Origin of the sequence: Parashewanella tropica (assembly GCF_004358445.1) — a bacterium.
Classification (GTDB): domain Bacteria; phylum Pseudomonadota; class Gammaproteobacteria; order Enterobacterales; family Shewanellaceae; genus Parashewanella; species Parashewanella tropica.
This window is the reverse complement of the sequence record NZ_CP037951.1, coordinates 371,995-398,143: the sequence shown is the minus strand read 5'-3', so window position 1 is coordinate 398,143 and position 26,149 is coordinate 371,995. Positions and strand designations below refer to the sequence as shown.

The following is a 26,149-nucleotide window of genomic DNA, read 5'->3' as shown; positions in this document are numbered from 1 at the left end:
AAACAAAAGCTTGGCTATATGCCAAGCTTTGCTGTTTTTAAACGCTACAAAAGGTTACTCCAATGAATCGCAAACCTCTGTTATCCAAACTGATGCTCGCACTTGCAGCGACAACGCTCATTGGCTGTGGTGAAAGTACTTCTAGTTCTTCAGGAAAAGACTTTAATAAGCCTCCTACCAATAACACTGATTTCAACGAAAAAGCGTTAATTGCCAATTTAGTGGATAAAGTGATCACACCGACGTTCACTCAATTTAACGAGAAAGCCAAAGCACACTCTACAGATGTCGCGCAATTTTGTACTCAACAAAAAGCCCTGATTGCAGGCAGTATTGAGCAACCCGCTTTTGATAGTGCAAAACAAGCAGCTCAAAACAGTTGGGGAGCTGCCATGGGGGTATGGCAACAAGCAGAGTTAATGCAAATCGGTCCGATACTGGATAACGACAAGTTATTACGAGATCGCATCTATTCATGGCCTAATATCAATAGCTGTGCGGTAGATTATGATGTCACCTTCTTCCGCTCTGGAACCGTTAATGGCGCCCCTTACGATATCACTCGTCGATTACCATCAAGAAAGGGCTTAGGCGCACTCGAATATTTGCTGTTCAACGATAACCTCAATCACTCTTGTAAAACTGGCTCGCCGGATGGTTGGGCTAACTTAACCGACAATCAAAAGAAAATCGCCCGTTGTGAGTTTGCCACTGAGGTCGCTAAAGATCTGGCAAATAATGCCAGTAACTTAGTAACGGTATGGAATAATTACGTCCCCACCTTGAAAGAAGCAGGCTCGACGGGCAATCCGTTTAAAAACGAACATGAAGCAGTAAACCGCTTAAGTGATGCCATGTTTTACCTAGATAAAGCCACCAAAGATGGCAAGCTTGGCAAGCCCCTTGGGTTACAAGTCAATGCCTGTGGAGCTGAAGCTTGCCCAGAAGACGTTGAATCTAAGTTTGCTGAAAAATCATTGGCTCACATCATTAATAACTTGCGTGGTTTTGACCGCTTATTACAAGGTGAGTCAGGTATTGGTTTTACTGCTTATTTGAAAGACGTTGGTGCTAAAGATACCGCTGACGCCATGGTGGCGGATGTACAAAAAGCCATTGTTAATGCAGAAGCTTATCAAGTCAGCTTAAAGAAAGCATTACAAGACAATTCCGATCAAGTCACCGAAACTCATGGCAAAGTAAAAAACGTCACCGACAAACTTAAAACCGACTTTATTAATCGCTTGGCATTGGAATTACCAAAAACATCTGCTGGAGATAACGACTAATGAAACCTACTTTTAAACTTGGTTTAGTCGCTGCTGCCATTGCGACCTCTATCAGTCACAGTGCTTTCGCTGAAGATAAAGCCAAAAGTGATAAATACATTGAGCGTGTTCAAATCTTAGGTCACACCGATAAACTTAGAACCGAATCTGGCGCCGCCACACTCATTGGTGAAGAAGAACTAGAGAAATTTAAATTTGATGACATCAACCGCATTCTTTACAGCGTACCTGGCGTTAATATTCGTGAAGAAGACGGTTTTGGTCTGCGTCCGAATATTGGTTTTCGTGGTGTTACACCTGAGCGCAGCAAAAAAATCAACATCATGGAAGATGGGGTATTGATTGGTCCAGCTCCCTATTCGGCGCCAGCGGCTTATTATTTCCCAATGATGAACAAAATCAATGCAGTAGAAGTGTTCAAAGGTCCTGCTGCTATTAAATACGGCCCTAATACCGTAGCCGGCGCACTTAACCTGACTACTCGTCATGTTCCTGATGCGAAAGAAGGCTTAGTCGACGTTGCCCTTGGCAGTAATGGTTATAAAAAAGCGCACGGTTATTTTGGTGATACTCAAGGTAAGCTAGGCTATTTAGTTGAAGGAGTTCACCTTCAATCTGACGGCTTTAAAAAACTGGATGGCGGTGGTGATACTGGCTTTAAAAAGAATGACATTCAAGCCAAATTTAAATACGACTTATCATCAAAATCCTACACCCAACTTGTCGAATTGAAGCTCGATTATGCTGATGAAGTCTCCAATGAAACCTATTTAGGGTTAACCGATGCAGACTTCGCCAAAAGTCCTAATCGTCGATATCGTGCTAGCCAAAAAGATAAGATGGACTGGACGCATAAACAATTTATGTTAAGCCACTTTATCGGCAATGATGATTTTGATGTCACGACTCGAGTTTATCGCAATGACTTTGAGCGTTCATGGTTTAAAGTCAATGGTTTTGGTGGTGGTATAAAGCCAGATAGAGTGCTGGCAGACCCTACTGGGAATGATACCAATCAACGTTTATATCAAGTCCTTACAGGTGACAAAGACACTCAGGATTCATCCGAAGTAATTATTTTGGGTGATAATGCTCGTACCTTCTTCTCTCAAGGTGTTCAATCTGAACTCTACTGGTATACCGAGTTATTTGGATTAGATCACACCTTCAATGTTGGTGCTCGCTTTCATCAAGATCAAATTAAACGCCGCCATACTGAAGATGGCTTTTTAATGAAATCGGGGAATTTGGTTTCTGATGGTAACGAAACAAAAGCGACAACCTCCAATTTAGAAAAAACGGATGCGATTTCGGTCTTCTTTGTCGACACCGTAAAATACAATGACTTGTCATTAACCTTTGGTGTGCGTGGTGAATTTATTGATTCACTCTACCAAAACCAAGCACCAAATAAACAAGGCGATTGGCAGAAAAAAAGCACTCGAATTTGGCTACCAAGCTTTAGTGGCTTTTATGAGTTATCTAAACAGTCCGGTATTTTATTCGGTATTCATGAAGGGTTTGTGCCTACCAGTCCACGTCAAGAGCCAAACATTAAACCCGAAAGTAGTCTTAACTACGAGTTAGGCTACCGCTTTAATAATGGCAAAGTCGAAATCGAAGCGGTTGCTTTTTATCATGACTTCAAGCGTTTAATTGAAACCTGCAGCTTTTCTGCCTGTGGAAACGATTCGAATATCCAATTCAATAGTAGCAATGCTGAAGTTCGTGGTTTAGAACTACAAGGTAAATATACCTTAGCCATGACCGATAGCATCGACTTCCCTGTATCTGTAACTTATACCTATACCCATGGTGAATTTACCCAAGGTTTTGACTCAGCCTTTAACCAATGGGGTAACATCAAAAAGGGCGACCCATTGCCTTACCTACCCGAGAATCAACTCACGTTGAATTTAGGATTAGTGGCTAATGACTGGCAAGCCAATTTGATCACTCGCTATGTAGGCAAAATGCACGAAGCTTCAGGTACAGGAGTGACTCTGTCCGGCGTTGAAACGAAAGCACTAACTGTGGCAGACTTCTCAGCCAGTTACCAATTACATGAAAACGGCTCAGTGTACCTGAAAGTGGATAATGTATTTGGTAAGCAAGAGATTGTTAGTCGCCGTCCATACGGTGCAAGACCAAGTAAACCTCGTCAAGGGTTTGTGGGCTATCAATATCAGTTTTGATAAATAGAGTGGAGTACAGTGATGGAATTTCTAACCAGTAATTTTAAGGAACTATCACTGTACTTGTTTGACCCCAATAAGCGTATTTATTGGGGTTATATTGTTTCAGCCATCCTACTCGCGCTGCCCGTTTTCTTTTTCACACTAAAGCAAACAGCAGAAAAGGCATCTATTTTTGGTTTTTTACGTTTTCTGTTTCCAAAACACATCTATTTAGCCACGTCAGCCAAGCATGATTATGCCCTTCTGGTATTAAATAAACTACTTAAAGCGGCATTGTTTCCTGCCATTGTACTGACCATGGTGCCTGTGGCGCTTGGCGTATCTGACACTCTTGAATGGGTATTGGGTACGCATGAGCCACTAATGACTTCTGAAGTCGGTATTATGGTTGTCTTTACCTTGCTGCTGTTTATCTTCGACGACTTTACTCGATTTTATTTGCATTACTTGCTGCACCGAATTCCCTTTTTGTGGGAGTTTCATAAAGTACATCACTCGGCAAAAGTGCTGACGCCATTTACCATCTATCGCTCACATCCTGTCGAAAGCTACTTGTATGCGTGCCGTATGGCGCTGACTCAAGGCTTTGTAGTGGGTTTGTGTTATTACCTCTTTGGACCATCACTCAAAATGTATGACATTGTCGGTGCCAACATATTTGTATTTGCGTTTAACATCATGGGTAGTAACTTGAGGCACAGCCATATCTGGCTCAGTTGGGGAGACAAAGTAGAAAACTGGTTTATTAGCCCCGCTCAGCACCAAGTACATCACAGTGCCAATCCAAAGCATTTTGATACCAATTTAGGCTCAGCATTATCGATTTGGGACAGACTAAATCGAAGCTTGATCAAAGCCTCTGAGATCACTTCACCATTGAAGTTAGGTATTGGAAAGCAATACCAGCAACACGAAACCTTGTGGGGGATTTATATCAATCCGTTTATTCAAGCGGGGTTGAAATTAAAAAGCTTATTACCGTCACGCGTGAAAAATTAACCCATTTCAAGCGTACACACACCGAAGATCCCTTTTACTTCAAGCTGCGGCGGCTTACCTAGATACATTCTCATACAGTCAAATTGGTTTTCGGTAAGTTCGGCTTGTTGAATAAAATGAAAGCCAGCGGGATTCCCTTCAGGAATATCAATATAGAGTATGCTTTCTGCTGGCACTTGTACTGCTAAACCATGTAATAATTCTTTAGCTTCATCCACACTCTCGGCATAAATGGGGCCTACCCGATAACCATTTACTGCTTTTCTTAAACAAGCAAAGCCTGAAAGCTCCCGATAACTATCATGGATACAAGCAAATTTCTTTGATGGATCGTTAACTGCCCACGTTTGCCAAAATGGTAATCTTGGTTCAGGAACAAACTTGCTTTCAAATGCAGCTAAAATAGCAATGTCAGGACAAGATAAACTGACACTTTCTTCTACCGTTTCATTCCCTTGCACTTGATAGTAAAACTGTCGATGAAGATAAGCATCAATCAACCCTTTTTTGGCATAGTTGTCACATTGCGCCACAACACCATCGACGCCAATCAGCGATACACCTAAATTTTTCAGCTTATCATGCAGATGATTCACTATTGCTAAACCAAAGCCTTTCCCTCTTTGCTTGGGATCTGGAACTAAGTAACATCCGACAAATGCGTAATGCTGCTGATAGATAATATAAGAAATAAAAGAAACGGGCTGATTTTGGTGTAATGCGACAAGAAAATGCGTGCTTTCACAATCTGGATAGGTGTGGATATCGTGGATCCCTGGATTCCAGCCCTCAGAGATAATGCCATCAAACAACTGTGATATTTCATCTTGGCTAGCTTCTCGAAAAACCAGATCTTCCCTCATTGCCTATCTCCACAACAATTCCCTCTTGAAAGTGTAGACAAGGAGTGAAGCTTTTTCAGTTTATGTCTGTAGGAGCTTAGAGGCTGTTTATCTTTCGAGATGATTTTTGCAGCGATAAATTGGTTATTTTATGCAAGGCGGAACTTGTGAAGTGTGGTTGCACCACATAAACAAGCGATAACGCAGAAGAAATGACCAATTTACGCTGTCTTCGATGCTTATGAGTGCTACCTGTTCTGTGTTGTGAGCAATTTACTTAGAATGCTAAGCTTCATTGCTCACGCCTTGAACAGAAAAGCACTCATATAGCACAAAATTTCATCTTTAAAGATAAACAGCCCCTAGTAGAAATCATTCCAAACATACCGCTACTCTTGGCGTTAACTTGGTCATCAGCTCATACGCAATGGTGCCAATATGCTCAGCCACTTCTTCTACAGGTAAGTCTTTTCCCCATAGTGTCGCTTCGTCACCTACCTTATCTTGGGCATTCACGCCTAAATCAACCGTTAACATATCCATCGACACCCGTCCTACAATCGGCACGCGACGACCGTTGACCCATACCGGTGTACCTTCCGGGGCATTGCGTGGGTAACCATCACCATAACCAATTGCCACAACACCTAATGTAGTTTGCTGTTGAGCTTGCCAATAAGCACCATAACCAACACTTTCATTGGCTTTTACCGATTTCACAGAAATCAATTGTGACTTGAGCTCCATTGCTGGCGTGAGTTGATGGTTTGTACCTAAATCCCCCATCACCGGTGACACCCCATAAAGTGCAATTCCCGGACGAACCCAATCACCATGGGCTTGTGACCAATACAAAGTGGCAGCAGAATTAGATAAAGTGCGCTCGCCTTCTAGATGTTGAGTTAACGATTCAAACAGCTGTAATTGCTCTTGAGTCATGTTATTTTCCGGTTCATCAGCACAGGCAAAATGCGTCATCAAATGGATCGGCTTTTCTACGTTTGGGCAATCAACTAAACGCTGATAAATAGCCGAAAACTCTTCAGCGGTAACACCCAACCGATTCATACCAGAATCAAGCTTTAACCACACTCGAATTGGTCTTGGCAGGGTTGCTTGCTCCAGCATCTCCACTTGGGATTCATGATGCACTACCGTTTCGATATTGTGATCCACCAGCTTGTGCAAGTCGAGTTCATGAAAGAAACCTTCAAGCAGCAATAACTTTTGTTGGATCCCCGCATCTCTTAGCATCAAGGCTTCTTTTAAACGCGCCAACCCAAAGCCGTCAGCTTCATCCAAACATTTGGCGACATTAATGAGCCCATGCCCATAACCATTGGCTTTAACCACTGCCATCACTTTGCTGTTTGGCGCAATGATTTTCAGTTGCTGAAGGTTTTGCTTGAGCGCGCGACAACTCACCTCTGCGCGGGGGAAAGGTTTCAAAAAATTATCCTGCTTAGAACTGTGAATTGTCAAAGGCTACCTATTACTCGTGATACCTTAATCTTCTTCGAATTGAGGGCCAGCAAAGTTATCAAAACGCGACCACTGACCTTGGAAGGTTAAACGTACACGTCCAATCGGGCCGTTACGTTGCTTACCAATGATGATCTCCGCCGTGCCTTTGTCTTCCGAGTTGTCGTTATACACTTCGTCACGGTAGATGAACATGATCAAATCCGCATCCTGCTCAATAGAGCCTGATTCACGCAAATCTGAGTTTACTGGGCGCTTATCGGCACGTTGCTCCAACGAGCGGTTAAGCTGTGATAACGCAATTACGGGGATTTCTAATTCTTTTGCTAACGCTTTAAGCGAGCGAGAAATCTCGGCAATTTCCAAAGTACGGTTATCTGACAATGCTGGCACTTGCATCAGCTGTAAGTAGTCCACCATGATCATCGACAGACCACCGTATTCACGGGCGATACGACGCGCACGAGAACGTACTTCGGTTGGCGTTAGGCCTGACGAGTCATCAATGTACATCTTGCCTTGCTCAAGCATAATGCCCATTGTTGAAGATACACGCGCCCAATCGTCATCGTCCAAACGTCCAGTACGAATTTTGGTTTGGTCAACTCGGCCTAAGGATGCCAGCATACGCATCATGATCTGCTCTGAAGGCATCTCCAAGCTGAAAATCAAAACAGGCTTGTCTTCATGGAGTGCAGCTTGTTCACAAAGGTTCATCGCAAAGGTGGTTTTACCCATAGAAGGACGAGCCGCCACAATGATCAAGTCACCTGATTGGAAACCTGCGGTCATGTTATCGAGATCGGAAAAACCAGACGATACACCTGTTACACCATTGTGAGGGTTATTGTATAACTCCTCGATTTTATCAACGGTTTTTTCAAGAATACTTTTAATGCCTTCAGGGCCTTCATTGGCATCAGCACGCTGCTCTGCAATTTTAAAAACTTTACTCTCAGCAAGGTCAAGTAATTCACTGGAACCCCGACCTTCAGGATTATAACCAGCATCAGCAATGTCATGAGCTACACGGATCATTTCACGCACAACCGCACGCTCACGTACGATGTCAGCGTAAGATAAAATGTTGCCCGCACTTGGCGTATTTTTGGTGATTTCAGAAATATAAGCAAAGCCACCAGCATCATCGAGCTGATTTTCAAGCTCAAGCTGCTCGGTTACCGTCACCAAATCCAGCGGTTGACCACTTTCCACCAGCTTTGACATGGATTCAAAGATCAAACGATGTGAGCGAGAGTAAAAATCCTCTCTGACTACGGCTTCTGATACTTTATCCCACGCTTCGGCATCCAGCATGAGCCCACCTAAAATAGATTGCTCAGCCTCCAGTGAATGTGGCGGCATTTTAATGCCTTCGACTTGGGCATCTTTCGCCTTAAATTGTGTTTTTGCTGCCCCTTGCTGTGCCATTAAAGCTCCTGTGTAAAGCAATCTAACAATATTGAGTTTTTGTGTATTCTATGCGCGAAATATTCTATAGATACTACCGAGCAATAGTACGAACGCCAACAGAAACGTACGTCCATGTACTGACAACCGTTACATCCTGTAACGGACGGTTGTCTTATCGCACTATTGCTCTCATGAAATCATTTAAACTTTATCTATTTACACACAGAGTTTTATAACAAAACCATCAATAGATTGGGTAAATATGGTATAAATCCAAATCCTAAGTTTCCATTCTAGTGGACTTCGAAAGATAAATTAAGGAATAACTATGCGTAAGGCACTCATTGTCGCCTTGGCTCTTTCATCTGGCTCATTGCTGATCAATCATGCAGCCATCGCAGATGAAGGACAATGGCAACCTCACCAACTTCCCTCTATTGCAGATAAACTCAAGCAGCGCGGCATTGAAATCCCAGCAAAACAACTGGCTGATCTCACCAAATACCCGATGAATGCTGTAGTAAGTTTAGGCTACTGTACTGCCAGTTTTGTATCGCCAAAAGGGTTAGTCGTTACCAATCATCATTGTGCTTATGGTGCCATTCAACACAATAGTAATAAAGCCCATAATTATCTCAATGACGGCTTTTTAGCAAAATCAATGGACGAAGAGCTATCAGCAGGCGCTAACGAACGTCTTTACATCACTGAAGATGTAAAGAACGTCACCGATACAGTGACCGCTGATTTAGGCAAAGACCCACTGACTCGCTATGAAACCATCGCTCAACGTCGTAAAGACTTAGTTAAACAATGTGAGTCAGATGCCAACTACCGCTGCTCGGTGCGTAGCTTCCATAATGGTTTGGAATACTATTTGATCAAACAATTGATCATTCGCGATGTTCGTTTAGTCTATGCACCATCTGAACATGCCGCTTCTTTTGGTGGCGCGATTGATAACTATGAATATCCTCGCCACAGCGCTGACTTTACCTTCTTACGCGCTTATGTAGGCAAAGACGGTAAACCCGCACAGTACAGCAAAGACAACGTGCCTTACGTGCCAAAAGGGTTCGTTAAAATCAATGAGAACGGAGTAAAAGCGGGTGATGCGGTATTTGCAGCAGGTTACCCTGGGCGCACCAGTCGTTATCGCCTTACTTCGGAGCTTAAGTTTGCCAATGATTGGCAATACCCACATATGGCTGAACGCTATCAACGCCGTATTGATACCATTGAGCAAATGGGCGCTGAAAATAAAGACATCAAGATTCAATACGCCAGCACGCTAGCATCAACCGCGAACCGCATGAAAAAGTTGAACGGCTTATTAGATGGTTTCCGCGCTACTGATATCGTAGGTATCAAGCAGCACAAAGAAAATGAATTCAAAGCTTGGCTGACTAAGCAACAACCCAACAGTGACATCGTGTCAAACCTTGAAACACTGTTGAAAAAGCAGCAAGCCAATTACAAGCAAAGTTTCTATTTCGATAATGCTCAATCAAGTGCCTTACTAGAAGCCGCAAAACGCTTATATCGTTTAGCTCACGAAAGACAAAAGCCTGACGCTAAACGTGAAGCGGGTTATCAAGAGCGCGATATGAAACTGTTTGCCGCGCGCCTAAAACGTTTAGATACTCGCTTTGATGCTCGTGTTGATAAAGTATTATGGCTACAAGATTTGATGGCTTATGAAAATCAATCAAACCGCGTGAAAGCCCTAGATGCTTGGCTTGCTCAAGATAAAGCACCATTAAAGCAACGTGTTGCAGATATGTACGCGCAATCACAACTGACTAAACACGACAAACGTTTAGCGTGGATGAAAGCTTCTGTTGCAGACTTCAAAAGCAGCCAAGATCCATTCATTCAGTTAGCGGTAACTTTATACGACACCAACATGCGCAATGAAAAAGCCGCGAAGACCTTAGCGGGTAAGCTGTCTATTGCTCGTCCTGCTTATATGGGTGCCATCATTGCTTATAACAAATCACTAGACTTACCTGTTTATCCAGATGCAAACGGTACCTTGCGTGTCACTTACGGCGTTGTTGACGGCTATCAAGCTCAAGATGGTATGTACAAACAGCCATTTACTAAGCTTGAAGGATTAGTGGCGAAAAACACCGGAGTTGAGCCATTTAACGCTCCAGCTAAACTTATCAAAGCCATCAAAGATAAAGACTATGGCAGCCATGAAGTTGAGTCCGTTTACCCAGACCCTCGAAGCATGCTTTGCCGTCTATTCTCATGTGAAGCCAACCCTGCCAAGTTTGAATCTGTGCCGGTTAACTTCTTATCAAGCGTAGACACAACAGGTGGTAACTCTGGTTCGCCAGTATTTAACGCCAAAGGTGAGTTGGTCGGTCTAAACTTCGACTCTACTTATGAAGCTATCACTAAAGATTGGTTCTTCAACCCAGTTATCACTCGCGCTGTTCACGTGGATATTCGTTACATCCTATGGATGATGGATAAAGTAGATCACGCCGATAATTTGTTGAAAGAGTTGGATATTGAAAAGTAATTAATTCTGAACACTAAAAAGCCTAGGAACTTCCTAGGCTTTTTTATTTGATAATAAGAACAAAAATTAAGAATGATACTGATGCAGTACTTCTAATAATTCATCTTCATAACCAAAGCGGTTTTCGATTGAGCTGCCTAAACGAGATAAATCATCATCTAATTCTAATAAAACATTGTCATTGGTGGCTTGGGTATATTTATCACTAAAATCGAGGACAATATCGGTACTGGAGCTGATTTTTGGAAGGAGTTGTCTTGCAAGTTCTTGGCTGTTTGGACCGTGTTTTTCACAAGCCGAAACCACTTGATCATACACTTCGAAATGTCCTTCTGAGACATAATCGACCAATGCGTTACAAAACTCTTTTACATTATCGGATGATGGTAAGGACTGCTCTTGGGTTTCGTATGGCGGTAATCCCGCAAGTTTAAAATAATGGATCAATAGATTACGGCGATTACTGAGCCATTGGTCAATCAGTTGGTTAGCTCCACCCCACCGTTGTTCGGCTTGTTCTAGTTTGCTTAGCATCCTGTTTCCCAATTGTTTATTTTCCCTACACTCTAATGTAAGAAAGAATCGACTGTTTGATCAACCTTTTTCGAATAAAAATCGTTTACTTTTTTATCATTGTCGGTCGAGTTTGATCTCAATCACATTGAATGCGTTTATCTTTAGTAAAGGTATTGATTTAGCACATCTTGCCCTAAATAACGCTAACTTTGATCACAGTTCTCAGGTACACTACGCGCAATTATTTTGACTCGAAGTTTAGGAACCAGCCTGATGACTGAATTAAAAAATGATCGCTATTTGCGGGCGCTACTGAAACAACCTGTGGATCGCACACCGATTTGGATGATGCGCCAAGCTGGGCGTTATTTACCAGAGTATCGTGCGACTCGTGCTCAAGCTGGCGACTTTATGTCTTTGTGTAAAAATGCAGAACTAGCCTGTGAAGTAACACTCCAGCCCTTACGTCGTTATGACTTAGACGCGGCGATTTTGTTCTCTGATATTCTCACCATTCCTGACGCGATGGGATTGGGATTGTACTTCGAAACAGGCGAAGGTCCTAAATTCGAACGTAAAGCTGATAGCATGGCAGCCATTGAAAAGCTAGCGATCCCTGATCCTGAAGATGAGCTTGGCTATGTGATGAATGCGGTTAGCACTATTCGTCGTGAACTAAAAGGTGAAGTGCCATTAATTGGTTTCTCTGGTTCACCTTGGACACTAGCCACCTACATGGTCGAAGGCGGCTCAAGTAAAACTTTTGAGAAAATCAAAAAGATGGCGTACTCAGAGCCAAAAGCCTTGCATTTACTATTAGACAAATTAGCTGACTCAGTGACCTTGTATTTGAATGCACAAGTCGCAAACGGCGCTCAATCGCTGATGATTTTTGACTCTTGGGGCGGCGCTTTATCTCATCAAGCCTACCGTGAATTTTCTCTGCCATACATGCAAAAAATCGTAGATGGTTTGACTCGCCACGCAGACGGTCGCCAAGTACCTGTTACTTTATTTACCAAAGGTGGCGGGTTATGGCTAGAAGCCATGGCTGAAACAGGCTGTGATGCACTTGGCTTAGATTGGACGGTAGATATCGGTGATGCTCGTCGTCGTGTGGGTGAGAAAGTCGCTCTACAAGGCAACATGGATCCGTCTGTACTTTATGGAACACCTGAACGTATTGAACAAGAAGTGAAGTCGATTCTAGCCAGCTACGGCAATGGCTCAGGTCATGTATTCAACCTTGGTCATGGTATCCATCAACATGTGGATCCTAAGCATGCAAAAGCCTTTATTGATTCCGTAGTGAAGCATTCTGGGCAATATCATAAATAATACCCTTAATTACCGATTCGCTTCGCCTTAAATCTAATTAGCCCTCTCAATAATTAAATTCGATAGGGCTAAATCCAGAGCCGTAACTATTAGCGATTTTGCGGCTGACCTTTATAATACAATGGAATATGAGCTCCATCTGCCGCTCTTAACAATGCCCAACCTCCTCTTGGTTGGAAGGTATCATTATTAACCACTCCTTTTCCTGGAATGCCATCATGAGCAAATACTTGGCTAAGCCATACATCTCCATGCGCTAGTTCAGGCTGAGTTTCTCTTAATAATTCACAACCAATATCTAGATACATGTGAATCAATGGACCTGTTTCTTTATTTAAAGCCGCTAGTTTTTCTATAAATCCTTCGTCTTGATATATTCCTCCTCCACCTCTGACGGCGCTTAGAAGAGTACATAAGAATGATAATGATGCTAATTGCTGATGCACAGGATTAGCAGCATCAAATACCTTATATTGTGTTGCTTTAATTTCGAGGAATTCATTTCCTCTGCCTTTCCCAGGTCCTTTGGTTATAGCTTCAGTTTTATCATTTCTTGCAAGCGTTTTTATGTATTGGAAGAAATTACCCTCGGCGGCCAATAATAGTTCTTCATCTACATCAGTACCAAAAATAGCCAAACCATTATCGTGTGGAACTGTCAAATAATCACAGTCTTTATCTTGAGTTCGCTGACAAGCTTTTTTAATATTCTCATACGCCATAAGTGGGGATTGATAGCCTAGAACTTTAGTTGGCTCTGCGGGATCATAAACTTCTGTTCCTCTAAGTAATACCTGACAACCACTGAACAAGGCTGAAAGCCAACTTTGCTGAAGCTCCTTCTCTTCTACTTGTTCAGCCCCCTCTGTCTCTTCTGCTCTTTGTGCTTTTTGCGCAAGCATTTGTGCTTTTTGCGCAAGCATTTGTGCTCTTTGCTCAAAACGCTCTGAGTCTAGCGTTGTGAGAATTACTGTAAATGCCTCTGGATCTTCTTTCGCTATTTCGACCATCACCGCTTTTTTGTATGGTTGTTCGAAGGAAACTAAATCGGATTTTAATCGCTCAAGACTACATTGATCTTGCGTAATCACGCCTGCTCGTTTGGCGGCTTCAGCAATCACATGTTTATGATGCTCAGGAAGATCAATACTTTGATTGATCATGTGGTCTCTAAAGTTGGCTCTTCTTTCATCCGACATTTCTTTAAAGCAAGGGTAATCTAGTACCACTGCTCCTCGGTTTTTATAAAGGGTTTCTAAATAAATATTTTCATAGCGGTGATTTATTTCCGCAACTTTAGCAAGGTAAAAAGCATCCCCTTTGGTTGCGAGAATTTCATCAGTGATATTTGGATCATCTTTTTTTAGCTTCTTTTTATAAGTTTCCGTTGCTCTTTTCGCAGTGTAAGCAATATCCTTTTGTTTTGATGCTAAAACCAATGCAGGGTCTTTAAACTTAGCCCTATTTTTAGCGCGTTGTGTTCTTTGAATAACGACTGGCAATTGCCTCTGGAGTGCAAGTTCCCTTAATTTCAGACCTTCGACATAAACATGACGCGCTAAAATATCTACATCCCAAGCATCTGAATTTTCAATCTTTTCTTGTATTTCCCTTATCTCTTTTTCCAGTTCTTCAATCGCAGCATCAGATGATTTAATCCTTTGTTCCAACCTCTCAATTTCATGCCTATAATCTTCTTTCGTTTTCTGTCCAGTTTGATCTGTGTCTATCTCAGCCGCTGAATTAGATAAGACTCTCACGCCTGCTAGTTCACGTTTAAGCGCCGTATTTACTTTTTCTGCACCCTTTAAATCCTGTTTCTTCACTCTGATAGAGAATTTTTCAAAATTCATTGTGTCTCGAAAAAACTTGGTTCCCCAACTGACTTCATCCATATCAGCAACTAATGTTAATCCTTGAGTTTTACCAGCCTCTTCCATTTGCTGTTTCACTTCTTTACTAACAAACCTAACCTTATCCCTTTTTGCTAACTCACTTACCGCTTGCTTAATATAATTGTTAATTATACTTGTTTCATCGCCATTACCTTCGCCTTTAGCAAGCGTCATCGATACCCCACGATAGTTAGCAATGGCTGCTACATTAGTGGCAACCGTTAACTTACCACCTTTCCGCTTCATTCCATCTTCCTGCAATAAATTATCAGCGCTTAATGTGTATAGATAAAACATTCTAGTTAATAGCATCTGATACCCATATCGAATCCATCTTCGCTCAACAGGGGATAGTGTGCGCTTATCACTGAATTCTCGCACAGCCACTAGATAATCAACCTGCTTAGTGTTCACTAATTCGTTAAAATCTGTACAAGCCATCCCCGCTTCAAGCGCTTCTTGTACCTCTTCAGGTATTTCTAGATGCTGAGTTTTGACCAATGTTTCAAGCCTTTCTAACATTACTTCATCGTATTCAGCAGTGCCAACCGCTAGCTCTAGAGGTAATTCATCAGGCTGTTCAAGAGATGGTGAGTTTGCCGCTCTTAAAGAATGAAGACTTTTTTCAGGATCATTCTGAACCCACTTTTGTGCCGCTTTTTCTGTGGCTGCACGTACATGCCTAATACTGGCTTGAACGGGATCTTGCTGTGCCTGTGTAGGTAAGCTACTAAAAGGTAAGCTTATCGTTGGGTCTGGATAATGTTCGCCCATCCATTGATTGGCTACCTCGTCCTCGTCCTCGTAATCAGTGTCGTAATCTGAATCTTCATATTCTTCGACCGTCATCGACCTTTCCCTAGCTAAAAAGCCTCGAATCAAAGACTGATGCTCAAAGTCTTCTACCGACTCCCATTCATCAACAACCGAATCATCTTCAGTCACCTCTTCGTTTGGTTCTTCAGGCTCTGTTTCCGTATGTGAGACTTGTTGCCTTAACGATACAGGTGTCCCAACCAGAGGAAAACTTGAAGCTTCATCTTCAGATTCTACGAACAACTGGTGAGGAACAGGTGTTGCCGCAGGTGATACGCGGAACCCTTCCAATGGATTTGGTTGTGTGGACGAGGCCTGGCTATAGTCTTTACGTCTTGGAGGTAGACTGTTTACTTTACGGGTGTCTATTCCAATCTCATCTTCTTCATATTCAGCTTCGACCTGCAGAGAACCACTTCGAGAACGAGTAACTGCACTCTCTTGATGTTCTCGACTGTCTAGAGCTGGAGGAGGAGTGGCTTGCTCTTGTGGTTTTGGTGGTACTTCCTCAGCTAAATGCCTTTCGTATACTTCGACTACCGTTACTTTTTCTGGAGGCTGTTCTTCTGTCAATTCCTCTTCTAGATGCCTAGCGCCTTCTTCTAATGGCCTTTGTTGTGTTGATAGACTAGGAGGCACGTAATTATCGTCTAAGCTAAGCAACACTGTTTCGTATACATCGCTCTCTTCAGATTTTTCGAAAAGAGTCACTTTTTGGGGCACTCTTCTTTCATCTATTGAATCATCAACGCCATCTCCAGTTGAGGGAGAAAATGCAAAGTTGACAATATCTTTATGCTGTTGCATTTCAGCAATTTTAACGGTTACATCTTCAGCCGCATGGATGTTAACTTGTCCAGTTTCCATCACACTACGCATAACTCGTCGGTCAGTTACACTTAAACCTGAAAATAAGTTAGGGGCATGGGCTAACACTGCATCAAGCTCTTGCTTACTCAATAAGTTAATCAATACTGGCTTTTCATAATTAGGCAGCCGGTTAAAAATGGCTACAAATCGCTCTGTTGATATATGATTAAATACGAGTTTTACAGCTGTAGATTCTTGGTAAATGGGCAAGGTATCGAACCCGTCAAATAAGTCTAGTGCCCCATAGCCATTGCTGGCAACAGGGTAAAACTGACACCCATTTCTAAACAGCTGGATCAGTTGCTCATCATTACATTCACTAATCACAGTGTCTATCACTGGTTCATTGGGGACGGGAGCAGCTCTAGTCGCTCTTTGTTGTGTTCTTGATTGACTAAAATGGTCTACTGCATCGTTAAGTTCTGGTGCAGTACATTTCAACAATTCTTCTACAACCTGTTTTGGTGCTTGCGGTGTAATCGCTTTTAGATAATCAACATAAGTCGAAAAAGAAATAAGTTTGAGCGTCGATGCCAATGTAACTTCAAGCGCATCATCGAACAGAGGAGCTTGAGCATCCAAAGCCACTGCTTCACCCTGAACTCGAGGTGATACTTCAATTTCTTCTTCGCTATCCGACTGTCCTTGAACTGGAGCGGCTGCTGCGACGGGCTCTTGAGTCTCTGGTGGAAGTTGTGGTTGCTCAAGATCCACCGCTTGTGTTGCTGCTGGTACTGGTTGTTGCTCTCGCTGTTGCTGTGATTCTATTACTTGCACCTGCTGAACAATGGCTTCAAACCTTTCAGGATTTACCCTACGGATTTCATGCAAAATACGGGCACCATTCACAGGGTGTTTTAAAACCGTTTTGGCAACGACCTCAACCGGTAATCGACCCGCCAGTAACACAGAGTGTAATAGTTTTTGCTCAGTACAATTTTTAAGACTGGCATCACCTAAACTTATTTGGTGAGTGAGCTTTTTATTTTTGAGAAAACCTGTAACCCTACCTGATAAAATTTCACCCTCAGGTGTAATTGCAAAGCAGTATTCTCGGCCAAAACCCAATGAATTTTGATGCTCAAAAGGAATAAGCTGGTAACCTTCTGCATTTGTGACTTTTTGTCGATCTGCAGCCCTCATTACCCCAGGATTACGTTGCTTCCCTGCATAGCGTATACCTTGGTCATTAGCCAATTTTTCTTGACAATTCGCATCAACTAGCTTTAGTTCGAGCATAAAAGAACTCCTAGGGACTGCATAAATTTCAGCAGTTTTGAACATTCATATAAAAAATTTGTCTATGCCAAAAATAGTCACAATTAGGATAATTCGCAATTAATCCTAAACTTGAGTTCATCTTCTTAAGATAAGTTAATTTGAGGTTAATCGGTTGTGGAGAAGGGGCGGCTACCCGCATAGAGCAGCCGTATAAGATGATAATTTATAAGTTTATGGGTGGCTCAATAAAGCCTTGATACCCAGTGAGGCTGAAACCAGATAACCCTTCCAATTCAGACTCTTGCTGGATTCCAGTAATAATAATCTTTATGTCTAAACCTTTCGCAACATTAATTAATGCAGCCATAACATTTTTGTTATCTGTTTGCTCAATATCAGAAGCAATGCCTTGATCCAATTTTACATAATCTGGATTAAGTGCTTGTAAGTACGACATAGAACCTAATTGACGTCCGTAATGGTCAATGCCTACCTGACAACCTCTGGCCTTTAATATCTGACATAAGCTTTCACAAGCCTCAACATCTGAATGAATAACGGCTTCAGGGATTTCAAAGCAAAGTTTATCAACCATATTGCAGCCAGCCAAAAAGTCATCTAACCAAGTTTGAAAACTACGATCCTGAATACTTTGCTTCGTTAAATTGATTGCCAATTTACCTTTATGCGCTTGAATAATGGTATTCGAATTAATCGAACTTAATAAACATTTATCCAACACACTTCCAAATGAAAATAGGTCAATGTATGGCATAAACTTTGCCGCAGTAATGACTTTATTTTGTATTTCCAGTTGGCAATATAACTCTCGGTGTAACTCAGATTGTCCTGACATAGACAGCACTGGTTGCCAACGAAAATGAAACTGCTTTGCTTCCATTGCCGCGGTTAAGCTTTCTCGCCACTGGTTACGGTCAAGACTTTGTGGCTCATTTGTTTCTAGCCATACAAACACTTTTTCTTGCTGAATCGCTTTTTGTAAAGCATTATCCGCCTGTGACAATATCTTAGAAGCATCCATGTCCTCTAACCGTTCAGCGACACCTAGTACAATCCCTTGATTAGCGGTTCCTCCGGAGCGAGTGATTTCTTGATTACAAGTACGAATAAGTGTGTATAAGTATTTACTGAGGCTTTCATGTTCTACATCTGGGATCATAAAAGCAAATTCAAAGGCCGAGATGCGAGCAATGACTGATGACGAGATCTCGTCGAGTTCTTGGTGTAATGCTTTTGATAGGATACGTATCGTTTCGTCTCTGACTTCGTATCCATAACGATTATGCACTTGTTCTAGCCAATCAAACTTAGCCAGAATCAAGGCACCACTGCTAGGCTCGGCCGTCCAACTTTCTAGTCTCGACGTCATATATTGGCGGTTCGGCAATCCTGATACATGATCGACTAAGTTTTTATTTCGCAATTGAGTGAGTTCATTATCTAACGATGCAAATACATTAGATAATTTTGCCGACATGCTGTTAAACGCTGATACCACTGGCTGCAACTCTTTTACTTTAGGGGTATTAAGCTGTTGTCCAAATTGCTGTTGCTCAAGTTTTTTGGCATGTTCCGCCAGCCCATTTAAGGGCTTAAGTAAAAACGTTAACCCAAATCGAGCCGATATAATGGCAACCAAAAATAGCAATGCAAAAATGATAATGGCATTAGTAAACACTCGCCATAATTCATAATACCCAAACGCTGGATGCGCCGTAATTTCGAGTTTCGCCAACTGCAACCAACCAGAGGTTACTGTGCTTTCCTTAGTAATGACAGGAAACAGACCTATGTCCAAAAACCATTGAGGTACGTCTTGTATTTGAAGAGGGTTTTGCCATACCTGCTCTTTACCATCCACAAGCCAAGTCAGCTTAACTTGTTTGTAAAATCCACCTTCAAAAATAACATTAACCAAAGTTTCTGCTTGCGCCATATCACCGGCTTCCAGTGCAGGAACTAACATCAACCCTAATGAGTGGCTGGCGTTGTTAATGTCTGAGCTCATTTGTTTTTGCAGGAAACTGCGAGTTTCCGTAAATTGCAAATAGCCTAAGCTCAATACAACGAGTAAAAATAATCCGAACAGTAGCGCATAAATTTGTCGGAACAGGGTCATGTTTTGCTACTCCAAATTCAGTTTAGGCAAGCGCAAACGACTTAAGCCTAAGCGTTGGTTGAGGTCGTTCCATTTTTTAAGACGCGTTGATTTACCTGCTAACACGCCCCGACCTTTCTCTTTATTTAGCCATAATTGCTTACCGTTGAAGCTGTACACAGGTAAAAGATCGGTACGCTCATTAGCGGGTTTGATCTGTTTATCTAAGTTATCCAAAATCAACGGAATGGAACCTGGTGTTTCGTAATAAGCCAATACCATATGATACTGATTTAATTGTTGCGCCTTTACCATGGTAATACGCATTTTTTCTTCGGGTATACCCAGCTGTAGTAAGGTGAAATACTTGGCGATAGAAAAGTCTTCGCAATCACCACCATTAACCCCGATAAACTCCATAGGTGTCGCCCAGTAATTCGACTCGCCCCAGAGTTTGATGTCATCCACAAACTGGAAATAATTAAAAAAGCGATTCACCTGTTTTAGCTGTTGCTGCTCGCTCTTCCCTTGGTCTTGCTCAATGATGTCGAACCAAGCATTGGCACGGAGTGCTGCACGCTCACCGTAGCGTTGCTCAAGGGTAGATACCGCCTTGCCACGATTTAGAACGGGTTGCTTCGCAATGACTCCCACCCCACAAATTAATATGAGTATAAGGAGCCATCGTTTATTTCTATAATGAACCGAAAGCAAACTGGTTCGAGAGAACATGTCGTATACCAATCCTTATTGAGGTGCGAATAACTCAGAGCTATGCCAATAGTGCAAGTACAACCAAAATTGATGAAGGCATAGCCATTCTACGTCAAAGCAATTTTGGGCAGTAATTGTGCTATTGGCAAGCTCCCAAAGGGCAAGAATAAAATCTTCTATAGCTATGTTGATCGTTTTCATATTATCCCAATAGTACTTCAACCCTACACCTTGCTCTGCAACCCTTTTTTCTTGCTGAGTAGGCGCACCTCAATGTGGATTGGCATTAATACTTTTCCTTTTTATCAACGGTATAAATGTCCCATTTATAATCGGCAGCACTGTTTTCACCTGTCACTTCGGCCATCACGCGACGATTACGACTATGGGCGTATGAGTCATGGGAATCATCCACAGGGCGATCATAACTATAGCCTTTTGCGGTCAATCTTGACGGCTCAATGCTGAATTGTTTGGTCAACACACTCACTACAGCTTCTGCACGACTTTGTGAAAGCTCAAGATTATGCTGATAATCTCCAACTTTACTGCAATGGCCTTCAATAACGACTTTTGTATCTGGGTACTTATTCAAAAACGCCGCGAGAGTCTCAATCTGACTGTAATATTTAGGTGCCAAATATGATGAGTCATTGGCAAATTGGATCTTCAATTCTCGACGCTCTTGAAACTTCTTAATGGTTCCGCAACCATAGTTATCAATTTCAGCATCAGAAACGGTTCCCATGCAACGTTCTCTGGCTAGCACGACGCCATCCCCATCGGGATCATTAAGGTTATTCAGCTGAGCCGTATTTCCTGTCATCGGCTGTGTATCACGCATCGAACACCCAGTCACTACCACTAAACTGAGCAACATCATCCATAGTTTCATGCTCTGGTTCTCCAAATTAATCGTTTTTATTAATCCACTCTGGTGGACGGGTTACACGCAGTGAATCCAATAAACGCCCTGTTGAGTTAAGTACTCGGTATTTCGCAATCAGTTCATCTAACTCAGTTTGTAGATAACTCTTACGAGACTCAAACAGTTCATTTTCTGTATCTAACAAATCTAATAAACTGCGCTGCCCTAAACTGAATTGCTGAACATAAGCAATTTGGGTTTGCTTAGCCGCTTCAACATGTTGACGAATATATCCTTTTTGAGGGGCAAGTAACTCCAGTGCATTCCACGCCAAATGTACGCCTTCAACGACTTCACGATGCGCTCTTTCTCGTAGTGATTTTGCCTCACTGATCTTGTAAGCACTTTCCTTCTCACGGGCGAGATCTTTACCGCCAGCATAAAGGTTGTAGCGCATTTTGATCATCGCCGAGTAATTCTTATTATGGCCACCGATATCGCGCTTAAAAACAGCACGACCAGTGATGCCATCTTCACCATTCAGATCGTTATTAAGGTTACCTGCCAGTTCGAGTTCAAACTTTGGGTAATAGTTCGATTGCGTCGCATCACGCTCATATTCAGCGGCATTGATGTCATTCAAAGCCGCTTTGAGTATTGGGTGATTTTGAGTCGCAGCGTTTAAACTCTCAGGCAGCGTTTTTGGGATCATATCCATATCAGCCACTGGCAACACTAAATTTTCTGGCTGCTGTTTGACGACACGGATAAACTGAGCTTTAGCGTCAAGCAAATTGTTTTTAGCGGCAATTAAGTTGGCATTGGCACGCGCTAAGCGACCTGTGATTTGAGATAAATCGGCCACCGAACCTAAGCCTGATTTAGTACGCTGTTGGATCTGATCAAAGATCTCTTTATGAGTCTCAAGATTTTTCTCAGACAGCTCCACTACACTTTTTGCGTGAATGTAACCAATGTAGACCTTAGTCACATCAAGTGCGGTATTTTCAGCAGTAGCGAATAAACTCCACTGCTCAGCGTTCATTTCATGAATGGTACGCTTTACATCACTGCTGGAATAAAAACCATCGAATAACATCTGACGAATGGTAATTCCTGCTTCGCCCCGATATAAGCCTTCTCTATCTCCATCAACAGAGGCATCACGTCTTGTAGAAGGTGAGTTGGTACTTTCGTAACCATAACCCGCCGTTAATTCTACGTTAGGTAAAAAACCACTCCAGCTTTGATCCTTTTGCTCTTCACGTACTTTAAAACGATTGTAAGCAATTCGAATATCAGGATTAGTATCTAAGGTATGCGCCACTGCTTGCTCTAAGGATTGGCCTTGGGCAAAAAGCGGAACAAGTCCCGCAACGACGCCAACTAACATCCTTGTATGCATTTTTCGCTGCTTGTTTTTCATTATTTTCTCCATGATTTATCTTTCCCGTAGCGCGCTGTCTCTGGCTCTTAGAATTGGGTTTAGAATGTATTCTAAGATACTGCGCTGGCCAGTGATCACATCGACTGATGTCAGCATCCCGGGGATGATCGGCATTAAGGTGCCATCCTGTTTAGTTAAATTGGAATCTTTAGTACGCACTCGAATGACATAAAAGCTGTTGCCTTCTTCGTCTTGAGTGGTATCGGCACTGATGTGCTCAACCGTGCCATTTAAGCCGCCGTAACGAGCAAAGTCATAAGCAGTGACTTTCACGACCGCAGGCAATCCTGGGTGAATAAACGCAATATCTTTTGGACTCACTTTGGCTTCGATCAGCAGTTGATCTTCTGAAGGCACAATTTCGATAATATCGACGCCCGGCTGCACAACGCCACCAAGGGTATTGATGTGTACGGTTTTAATGGTGCCGTTTACAGGTGAAGTGATCACCGCTTTACTGACCTTATCTTTAGCGCCCACTTGAGCTTCGGTAATGCGTGAAAGTTTAGTTTGCCACTCGTTTATCTTAGAGCGATTCTCTGCCGCAAAGACAAATACCGCTTCTCGACGTTTCAGGATCGCTTCATCTAATGCCGCTTTGATTTTAGGCCGTAAAATTCTTAGACCTGCGAGCTCACCTTGCATATCATTCACGCCACGCTCTAATTTAAGTAACTCAACTTCAGGCACAATCCCTTTTTCAGCTAACGGTTTAGTGAGCTCTAATTCTCTGGTTAATAATTGATAGCTAGTAGAAAGCGTTTTGATCTTAGAGCTTAACTCTTGCATTTCTTGCTGACGCTGCTGGATCTGTCTTGCCAGAATTTCTACCTGATTTTTCAGATTTTTAAGCCTTCCCGTGTATTCTTCTTGCTGACGAGCCACTAATTCTGGTTCTTTTTGAGTTAGATCTTCAGTAAACACCATTGGCTTTAGCATAATGTTCACCTGCTTACGCCAATCGGTATCTAAATTGGAAACTTGTAAGCTATCTAGTTCGGCTTGTAATCGGATCAGGTTGGCTTTTAACCCTAATTCTTCTTGCTCTTGCTGAGCGAAGTCAGAACGAAAACGGGTATCATCAATGCGGGCAAGCGCTTGGCCTTTGGTCACTAACATGCCTTCTCTGACATGCATTTCTTGTAATATCCCACCATCCAAGCTTTGAATGATCTGCACTTGTGAAGACGGGATCACTTTACCTACCCCAGTCGTCACTTGATCTAATTCAGAAAAATAAGACCAAACAAGGAAACAAAACATCATCGCCGCGAGTGACCAAATAATCAGTCGATGCACTGTCGGCGCATCTGTCATCATGGCACCATAAACGTCATCAACCATATCGAGTTCTTCACTGGTAAGCTTTCGACTCATGCGCTTGCCCTCCCAGCAATAGGACCACTGTTTAACTGCTCTAGCACCACTTTTTTAGGGCCATCAGCCACAATATGACCTTGATCCATCACAATCACTCGGTCCACTAATGACAATAAATGCATTTTATGAGTGATCAAAACCAGAGTGCGATCTTGGCTGACTTGCTTCATCGCTCGCATAAATTGTTTTTCAGATCCAGCATCTAAACTGGCCGTTGGCTCATCCATAAGAAGAATGGAGGGATCGCTCAAGCAAGCTCTGGCAAGCGCAACACATTGACGCTGGCCTCGGCTTAATGCCAAGCCACCTTCACCAACTTGTTTATCTAAGCCTTCGCTATCAAAGTTAGTAAACTGGCTAACTCCAGAAAGCTGAATGGCACGTATCAGTTGATGCTCAGATACTTGCCTTGTTCCGAATAAAATATTGTCTCTAATGGTGCCATGAAAGAGGGTGACATCTTGCGGTAAGTAGCCAAAGTTACGCCTTACATCACTAGGGTGTATTTGTGCGCTATCCATGCCGTCGTAACGCAATCGACCTTCTGTTGGTTGATATAAACCCATCAATAGTTTTGCTAAGGTACTTTTGCCCGAACCATTTCGGCCAATAATCGCTACTCGTTCACCGGGCTTTATCATCAAAGAAAGATTGCGTACCACAGGCTTTTCTTCCTCTGAATATTGGAAGCCTGCACGGTGTAGCTCTATGTTGCCTTTAAGTCTTTGTTGACTGACTAAGTTACCTCTGTCTTCAAATTCATCTTGCTGCTGCATGATCTGATCAAGCTGTTTCAATGCACTTAAAGTCGAGTTTGATCGATTCATGAGCCCCGCTAACTGTGACATAGGGCCAATGGCTCGACTTGATAACATCACAGCAGCAATGATCCCCCCCATGGTGATGGCATTATCAGAGACTCGATATACTCCTAAGACCACGACCGACACCGTCGTCATTTGCACCACAAAATTCGCTAAGTTAGACACCGAATTAGACAGCTTTTTCGATTTAAGCTGCCATGTGGCCGTATGACCAATCATTTGCTGCCAGCTTTTTTGCAACACACCTTCTGCACCATTCGCTTTAACGGATTCAAGCGCAGACAAGCTTTCAATAAGATGCCCATGCTTTAAACTGGCAAACTTATTTCCTTCGTCAATGGCTTGTTTCAGCTTGGGTTGAATATATAGGGTAAAGCCGATGATGATCACGCTGCCCACTAACGGCACTAACGCTAAATCACCGGCGACTATCGCAATAATGACGATAAAGAAAATCGAAAACGGAATATCCACTAAGGTAGTGATAGTCACCGAAGTGAGAAAGTCTCGAATATGATCAAATTCACCCAGTTGTTTTGCCATACCGCCGACACTGGGAGCCTTTTTCGATAAGGGCAAGCCCATGGCTTTGGCGAATAATTGCGAAGACACAATGATATCGATTTTCTTACCGGCAATATCGGTAAGATATGTACGAAGCTGACGCATGATCAAGTCAAAGATGTACGCAATACCCGCACCAATAGCGAGTACCCATAACGAATCAAACGCCAAATTGGGAACGACTTTGTCATACACATTCATGACAAACAGCGGTGAAATGAGCGCAAAGATATTAACTAATACCGAGGCAATGAGTACATCTCGATAAATAGGAAACGCACCACGGACAGTATCCCATAACCAATGACCTGAAGTGTTATGCTCATGCATATCAAAGCGATGATCACCTCGATACTGCTGTTTGACTAAGAATAAATAGCCAACATACATGGCTTCAAGTTCTTCAATAGATAATCGGTGTTCTCCACCTGACTCGGCAAGTTGGATCACAGCTTGATCATTTTCAACATCTAACTCTCTAAGAATACATGCCTTTTGATCACGAAGTAACAAGATGCACGGAAACATCACCGCTGAAAGGTTATCCAAATTTCGGCGAGTCAATTTAGCCGACAACCCTGCCCTGGCGGCCGTTTGTGGCAGCAAATCAGGCGTTAACGCCGCTCCTTCGAGTGGCATGCCCGCAACCAAAGATTCGGCCGAGCAAGGATTACCAAAATGCTCGGTAAGTAATACTAAACAATCAAGCAAAGGATCGGCATACACTCGCTGTGACGCCGATATTGTCCATTGTTGTTTTTTCTCTTCCGTTGTTTCTGACAACCTGTCTATTTCCCTAAAACAATATGTATATCAAGTAA

Annotated in this window: 16 protein-coding genes; 5 read left to right on the top strand and 11 right to left on the bottom strand. The window is 42.6% G+C overall.

The window, feature by feature from the left end; genetic code table 11:
- Window positions 1-62 precede the first annotated feature (62 nt).
- Genes E2H97_RS01655 through E2H97_RS01645 form a run of 3 tightly spaced genes read left to right on the top strand, consistent with a single transcriptional unit; the run spans window position 63 to window position 4,486 of the window.
- Window positions 63-1,289 (top strand): imelysin family protein, encoded by a 1,227-nt coding sequence (locus E2H97_RS01655; protein ID WP_133405513.1) that lies wholly within the window; start codon window positions 63-65, stop codon window positions 1,287-1,289.
- A complete protein-coding gene (locus E2H97_RS01650) occupies window positions 1,289-3,484 on the top strand; it encodes a TonB-dependent receptor family protein (RefSeq protein WP_133405512.1) in 2,196 nt (731 codons plus the stop codon). Before E2H97_RS01655 ends, E2H97_RS01650 begins: the two co-directional genes overlap by 1 nt.
- Window positions 3,485-3,502: 18 nt before the next feature.
- A complete protein-coding gene (locus tag E2H97_RS01645) occupies window positions 3,503-4,486 on the top strand; it encodes a sterol desaturase family protein (protein WP_133405511.1) in 984 nt (327 codons plus the stop codon).
- Here E2H97_RS01645 and E2H97_RS01640 read toward each other — a convergent pair.
- From E2H97_RS01640 to dnaB, 3 genes are all read right to left on the bottom strand, one after another.
- Window positions 4,483-5,349, bottom strand: coding sequence for a GNAT family N-acetyltransferase (locus tag E2H97_RS01640; protein ID WP_133405510.1), 867 nt, complete (start codon window positions 5,347-5,349; stop codon window positions 4,483-4,485). The genes E2H97_RS01645 and E2H97_RS01640 overlap by 4 nt on opposite strands.
- A gap of 351 nt (window positions 5,350-5,700) precedes the next feature.
- The gene (gene alr, locus E2H97_RS01635) at window positions 5,701-6,777 is read right to left on the bottom strand and encodes an alanine racemase (RefSeq protein ID WP_133405509.1); all 1,077 of its coding nucleotides are present in this window, start codon (window positions 6,775-6,777) and stop codon (window positions 5,701-5,703) included.
- Between the two features lie 57 nt (window positions 6,778-6,834).
- Entirely contained in the window at window positions 6,835-8,241 is a 1,407-nt protein-coding gene (gene dnaB / locus E2H97_RS01630) for a replicative DNA helicase (RefSeq protein WP_133405508.1), read from the bottom strand.
- A 310-nt stretch (window positions 8,242-8,551) separates the two neighbouring features.
- Between dnaB and E2H97_RS01625 the strand changes: the two genes are divergently transcribed.
- On the top strand, window positions 8,552-10,756 hold the full coding sequence (locus E2H97_RS01625) for a S46 family peptidase (RefSeq protein WP_133405507.1): 2,205 nt from the start codon (window positions 8,552-8,554) through the stop codon (window positions 10,754-10,756).
- A 66-nt stretch (window positions 10,757-10,822) separates the two neighbouring features.
- Here the strand turns inward: E2H97_RS01625 and rsd are convergent, their stop codons facing one another.
- Complete coding sequence (rsd, locus tag E2H97_RS01620) at window positions 10,823-11,290, bottom strand: sigma D regulator (RefSeq protein WP_133405506.1); 468 nt, start codon at window positions 11,288-11,290, stop codon at window positions 10,823-10,825.
- Window positions 11,291-11,545: 255 nt separating this feature from the next.
- On the opposite strand from rsd, the gene hemE reads away from it, so the two are divergent.
- Window positions 11,546-12,610, top strand: a complete 1,065-nt coding sequence (gene hemE, locus E2H97_RS01615; protein WP_133405505.1) for a uroporphyrinogen decarboxylase — start codon at window positions 11,546-11,548, stop codon at window positions 12,608-12,610.
- A gap of 89 nt (window positions 12,611-12,699) precedes the next feature.
- Here the strand turns inward: hemE and E2H97_RS01610 are convergent, their stop codons facing one another.
- From E2H97_RS01610 to E2H97_RS01580, 7 genes are all read right to left on the bottom strand, one after another.
- Window positions 12,700-17,430 (bottom strand): hypothetical protein, encoded by a 4,731-nt coding sequence (locus E2H97_RS01610; protein ID WP_133405504.1) that lies wholly within the window; start codon window positions 17,428-17,430, stop codon window positions 12,700-12,702.
- Between the two features lie 205 nt (window positions 17,431-17,635).
- Entirely contained in the window at window positions 17,636-19,552 is a 1,917-nt protein-coding gene (locus tag E2H97_RS01605) for a bifunctional diguanylate cyclase/phosphodiesterase (RefSeq protein WP_133405503.1), read from the bottom strand.
- Between the two features lie 6 nt (window positions 19,553-19,558).
- Window positions 19,559-20,263: a transglutaminase-like cysteine peptidase gene (locus E2H97_RS01600; RefSeq protein ID WP_133405502.1), complete on the bottom strand. Its 705-nt coding sequence runs from the start codon at window positions 20,261-20,263 to the stop codon at window positions 19,559-19,561.
- 268 nt (window positions 20,264-20,531) lie between these two features.
- Window positions 20,532-21,140 (bottom strand): OmpA family protein, encoded by a 609-nt coding sequence (locus E2H97_RS01595; protein ID WP_133405501.1) that lies wholly within the window; start codon window positions 21,138-21,140, stop codon window positions 20,532-20,534.
- A 16-nt stretch (window positions 21,141-21,156) separates the two neighbouring features.
- Window positions 21,157-22,539: a TolC family outer membrane protein gene (locus E2H97_RS01590; protein ID WP_246029037.1), complete on the bottom strand. Its 1,383-nt coding sequence runs from the start codon at window positions 22,537-22,539 to the stop codon at window positions 21,157-21,159.
- Window positions 22,540-22,554: 15 nt separating this feature from the next.
- A complete protein-coding gene (locus tag E2H97_RS01585; protein WP_133405500.1) occupies window positions 22,555-23,937 on the bottom strand; it encodes an HlyD family type I secretion periplasmic adaptor subunit in 1,383 nt (460 codons plus the stop codon).
- The gene (locus E2H97_RS01580) at window positions 23,934-26,111 is read right to left on the bottom strand and encodes a type I secretion system permease/ATPase (protein WP_133405499.1); all 2,178 of its coding nucleotides are present in this window, start codon (window positions 26,109-26,111) and stop codon (window positions 23,934-23,936) included. Before E2H97_RS01580 ends, E2H97_RS01585 begins: the two co-directional genes overlap by 4 nt.
- Window positions 26,112-26,149 lie beyond the last annotated feature (38 nt).

Coding starts and splice junctions, on each gene's coding strand:
- E2H97_RS01655 (WP_133405513.1), top strand. CDS start 63: ATGAATCGCAAACCTCTGTTATCCAAACTGATGCTCGCACTTGCAGCG.
- E2H97_RS01650 (WP_133405512.1), top strand. CDS start 1,289: ATGAAACCTACTTTTAAACTTGGTTTAGTCGCTGCTGCCATTGCGACC.
- E2H97_RS01640 (WP_133405510.1), bottom strand. CDS start 5,349: ATGAGGGAAGATCTGGTTTTTCGAGAAGCTAGCCAAGATGAAATATCA.
- dnaB (WP_133405508.1), bottom strand. CDS start 8,241: ATGGCACAGCAAGGGGCAGCAAAAACACAATTTAAGGCGAAAGATGCC.
- E2H97_RS01625 (WP_133405507.1), top strand. CDS start 8,552: ATGCGTAAGGCACTCATTGTCGCCTTGGCTCTTTCATCTGGCTCATTG.
- rsd (WP_133405506.1), bottom strand. CDS start 11,290: ATGCTAAGCAAACTAGAACAAGCCGAACAACGGTGGGGTGGAGCTAAC.
- hemE (WP_133405505.1), top strand. CDS start 11,546: ATGACTGAATTAAAAAATGATCGCTATTTGCGGGCGCTACTGAAACAA.
- E2H97_RS01610 (WP_133405504.1), bottom strand. CDS start 17,430: ATGCTCGAACTAAAGCTAGTTGATGCGAATTGTCAAGAAAAATTGGCT.
- E2H97_RS01605 (WP_133405503.1), bottom strand. CDS start 19,552: ATGACCCTGTTCCGACAAATTTATGCGCTACTGTTCGGATTATTTTTA.
- E2H97_RS01600 (WP_133405502.1), bottom strand. CDS start 20,263: ATGTTCTCTCGAACCAGTTTGCTTTCGGTTCATTATAGAAATAAACGA.
- E2H97_RS01595 (WP_133405501.1), bottom strand. CDS start 21,140: ATGAAACTATGGATGATGTTGCTCAGTTTAGTGGTAGTGACTGGGTGT.
- E2H97_RS01590 (WP_246029037.1), bottom strand. CDS start 22,539: ATGAAAAACAAGCAGCGAAAAATGCATACAAGGATGTTAGTTGGCGTC.
- E2H97_RS01585 (WP_133405500.1), bottom strand. CDS start 23,937: ATGAGTCGAAAGCTTACCAGTGAAGAACTCGATATGGTTGATGACGTT.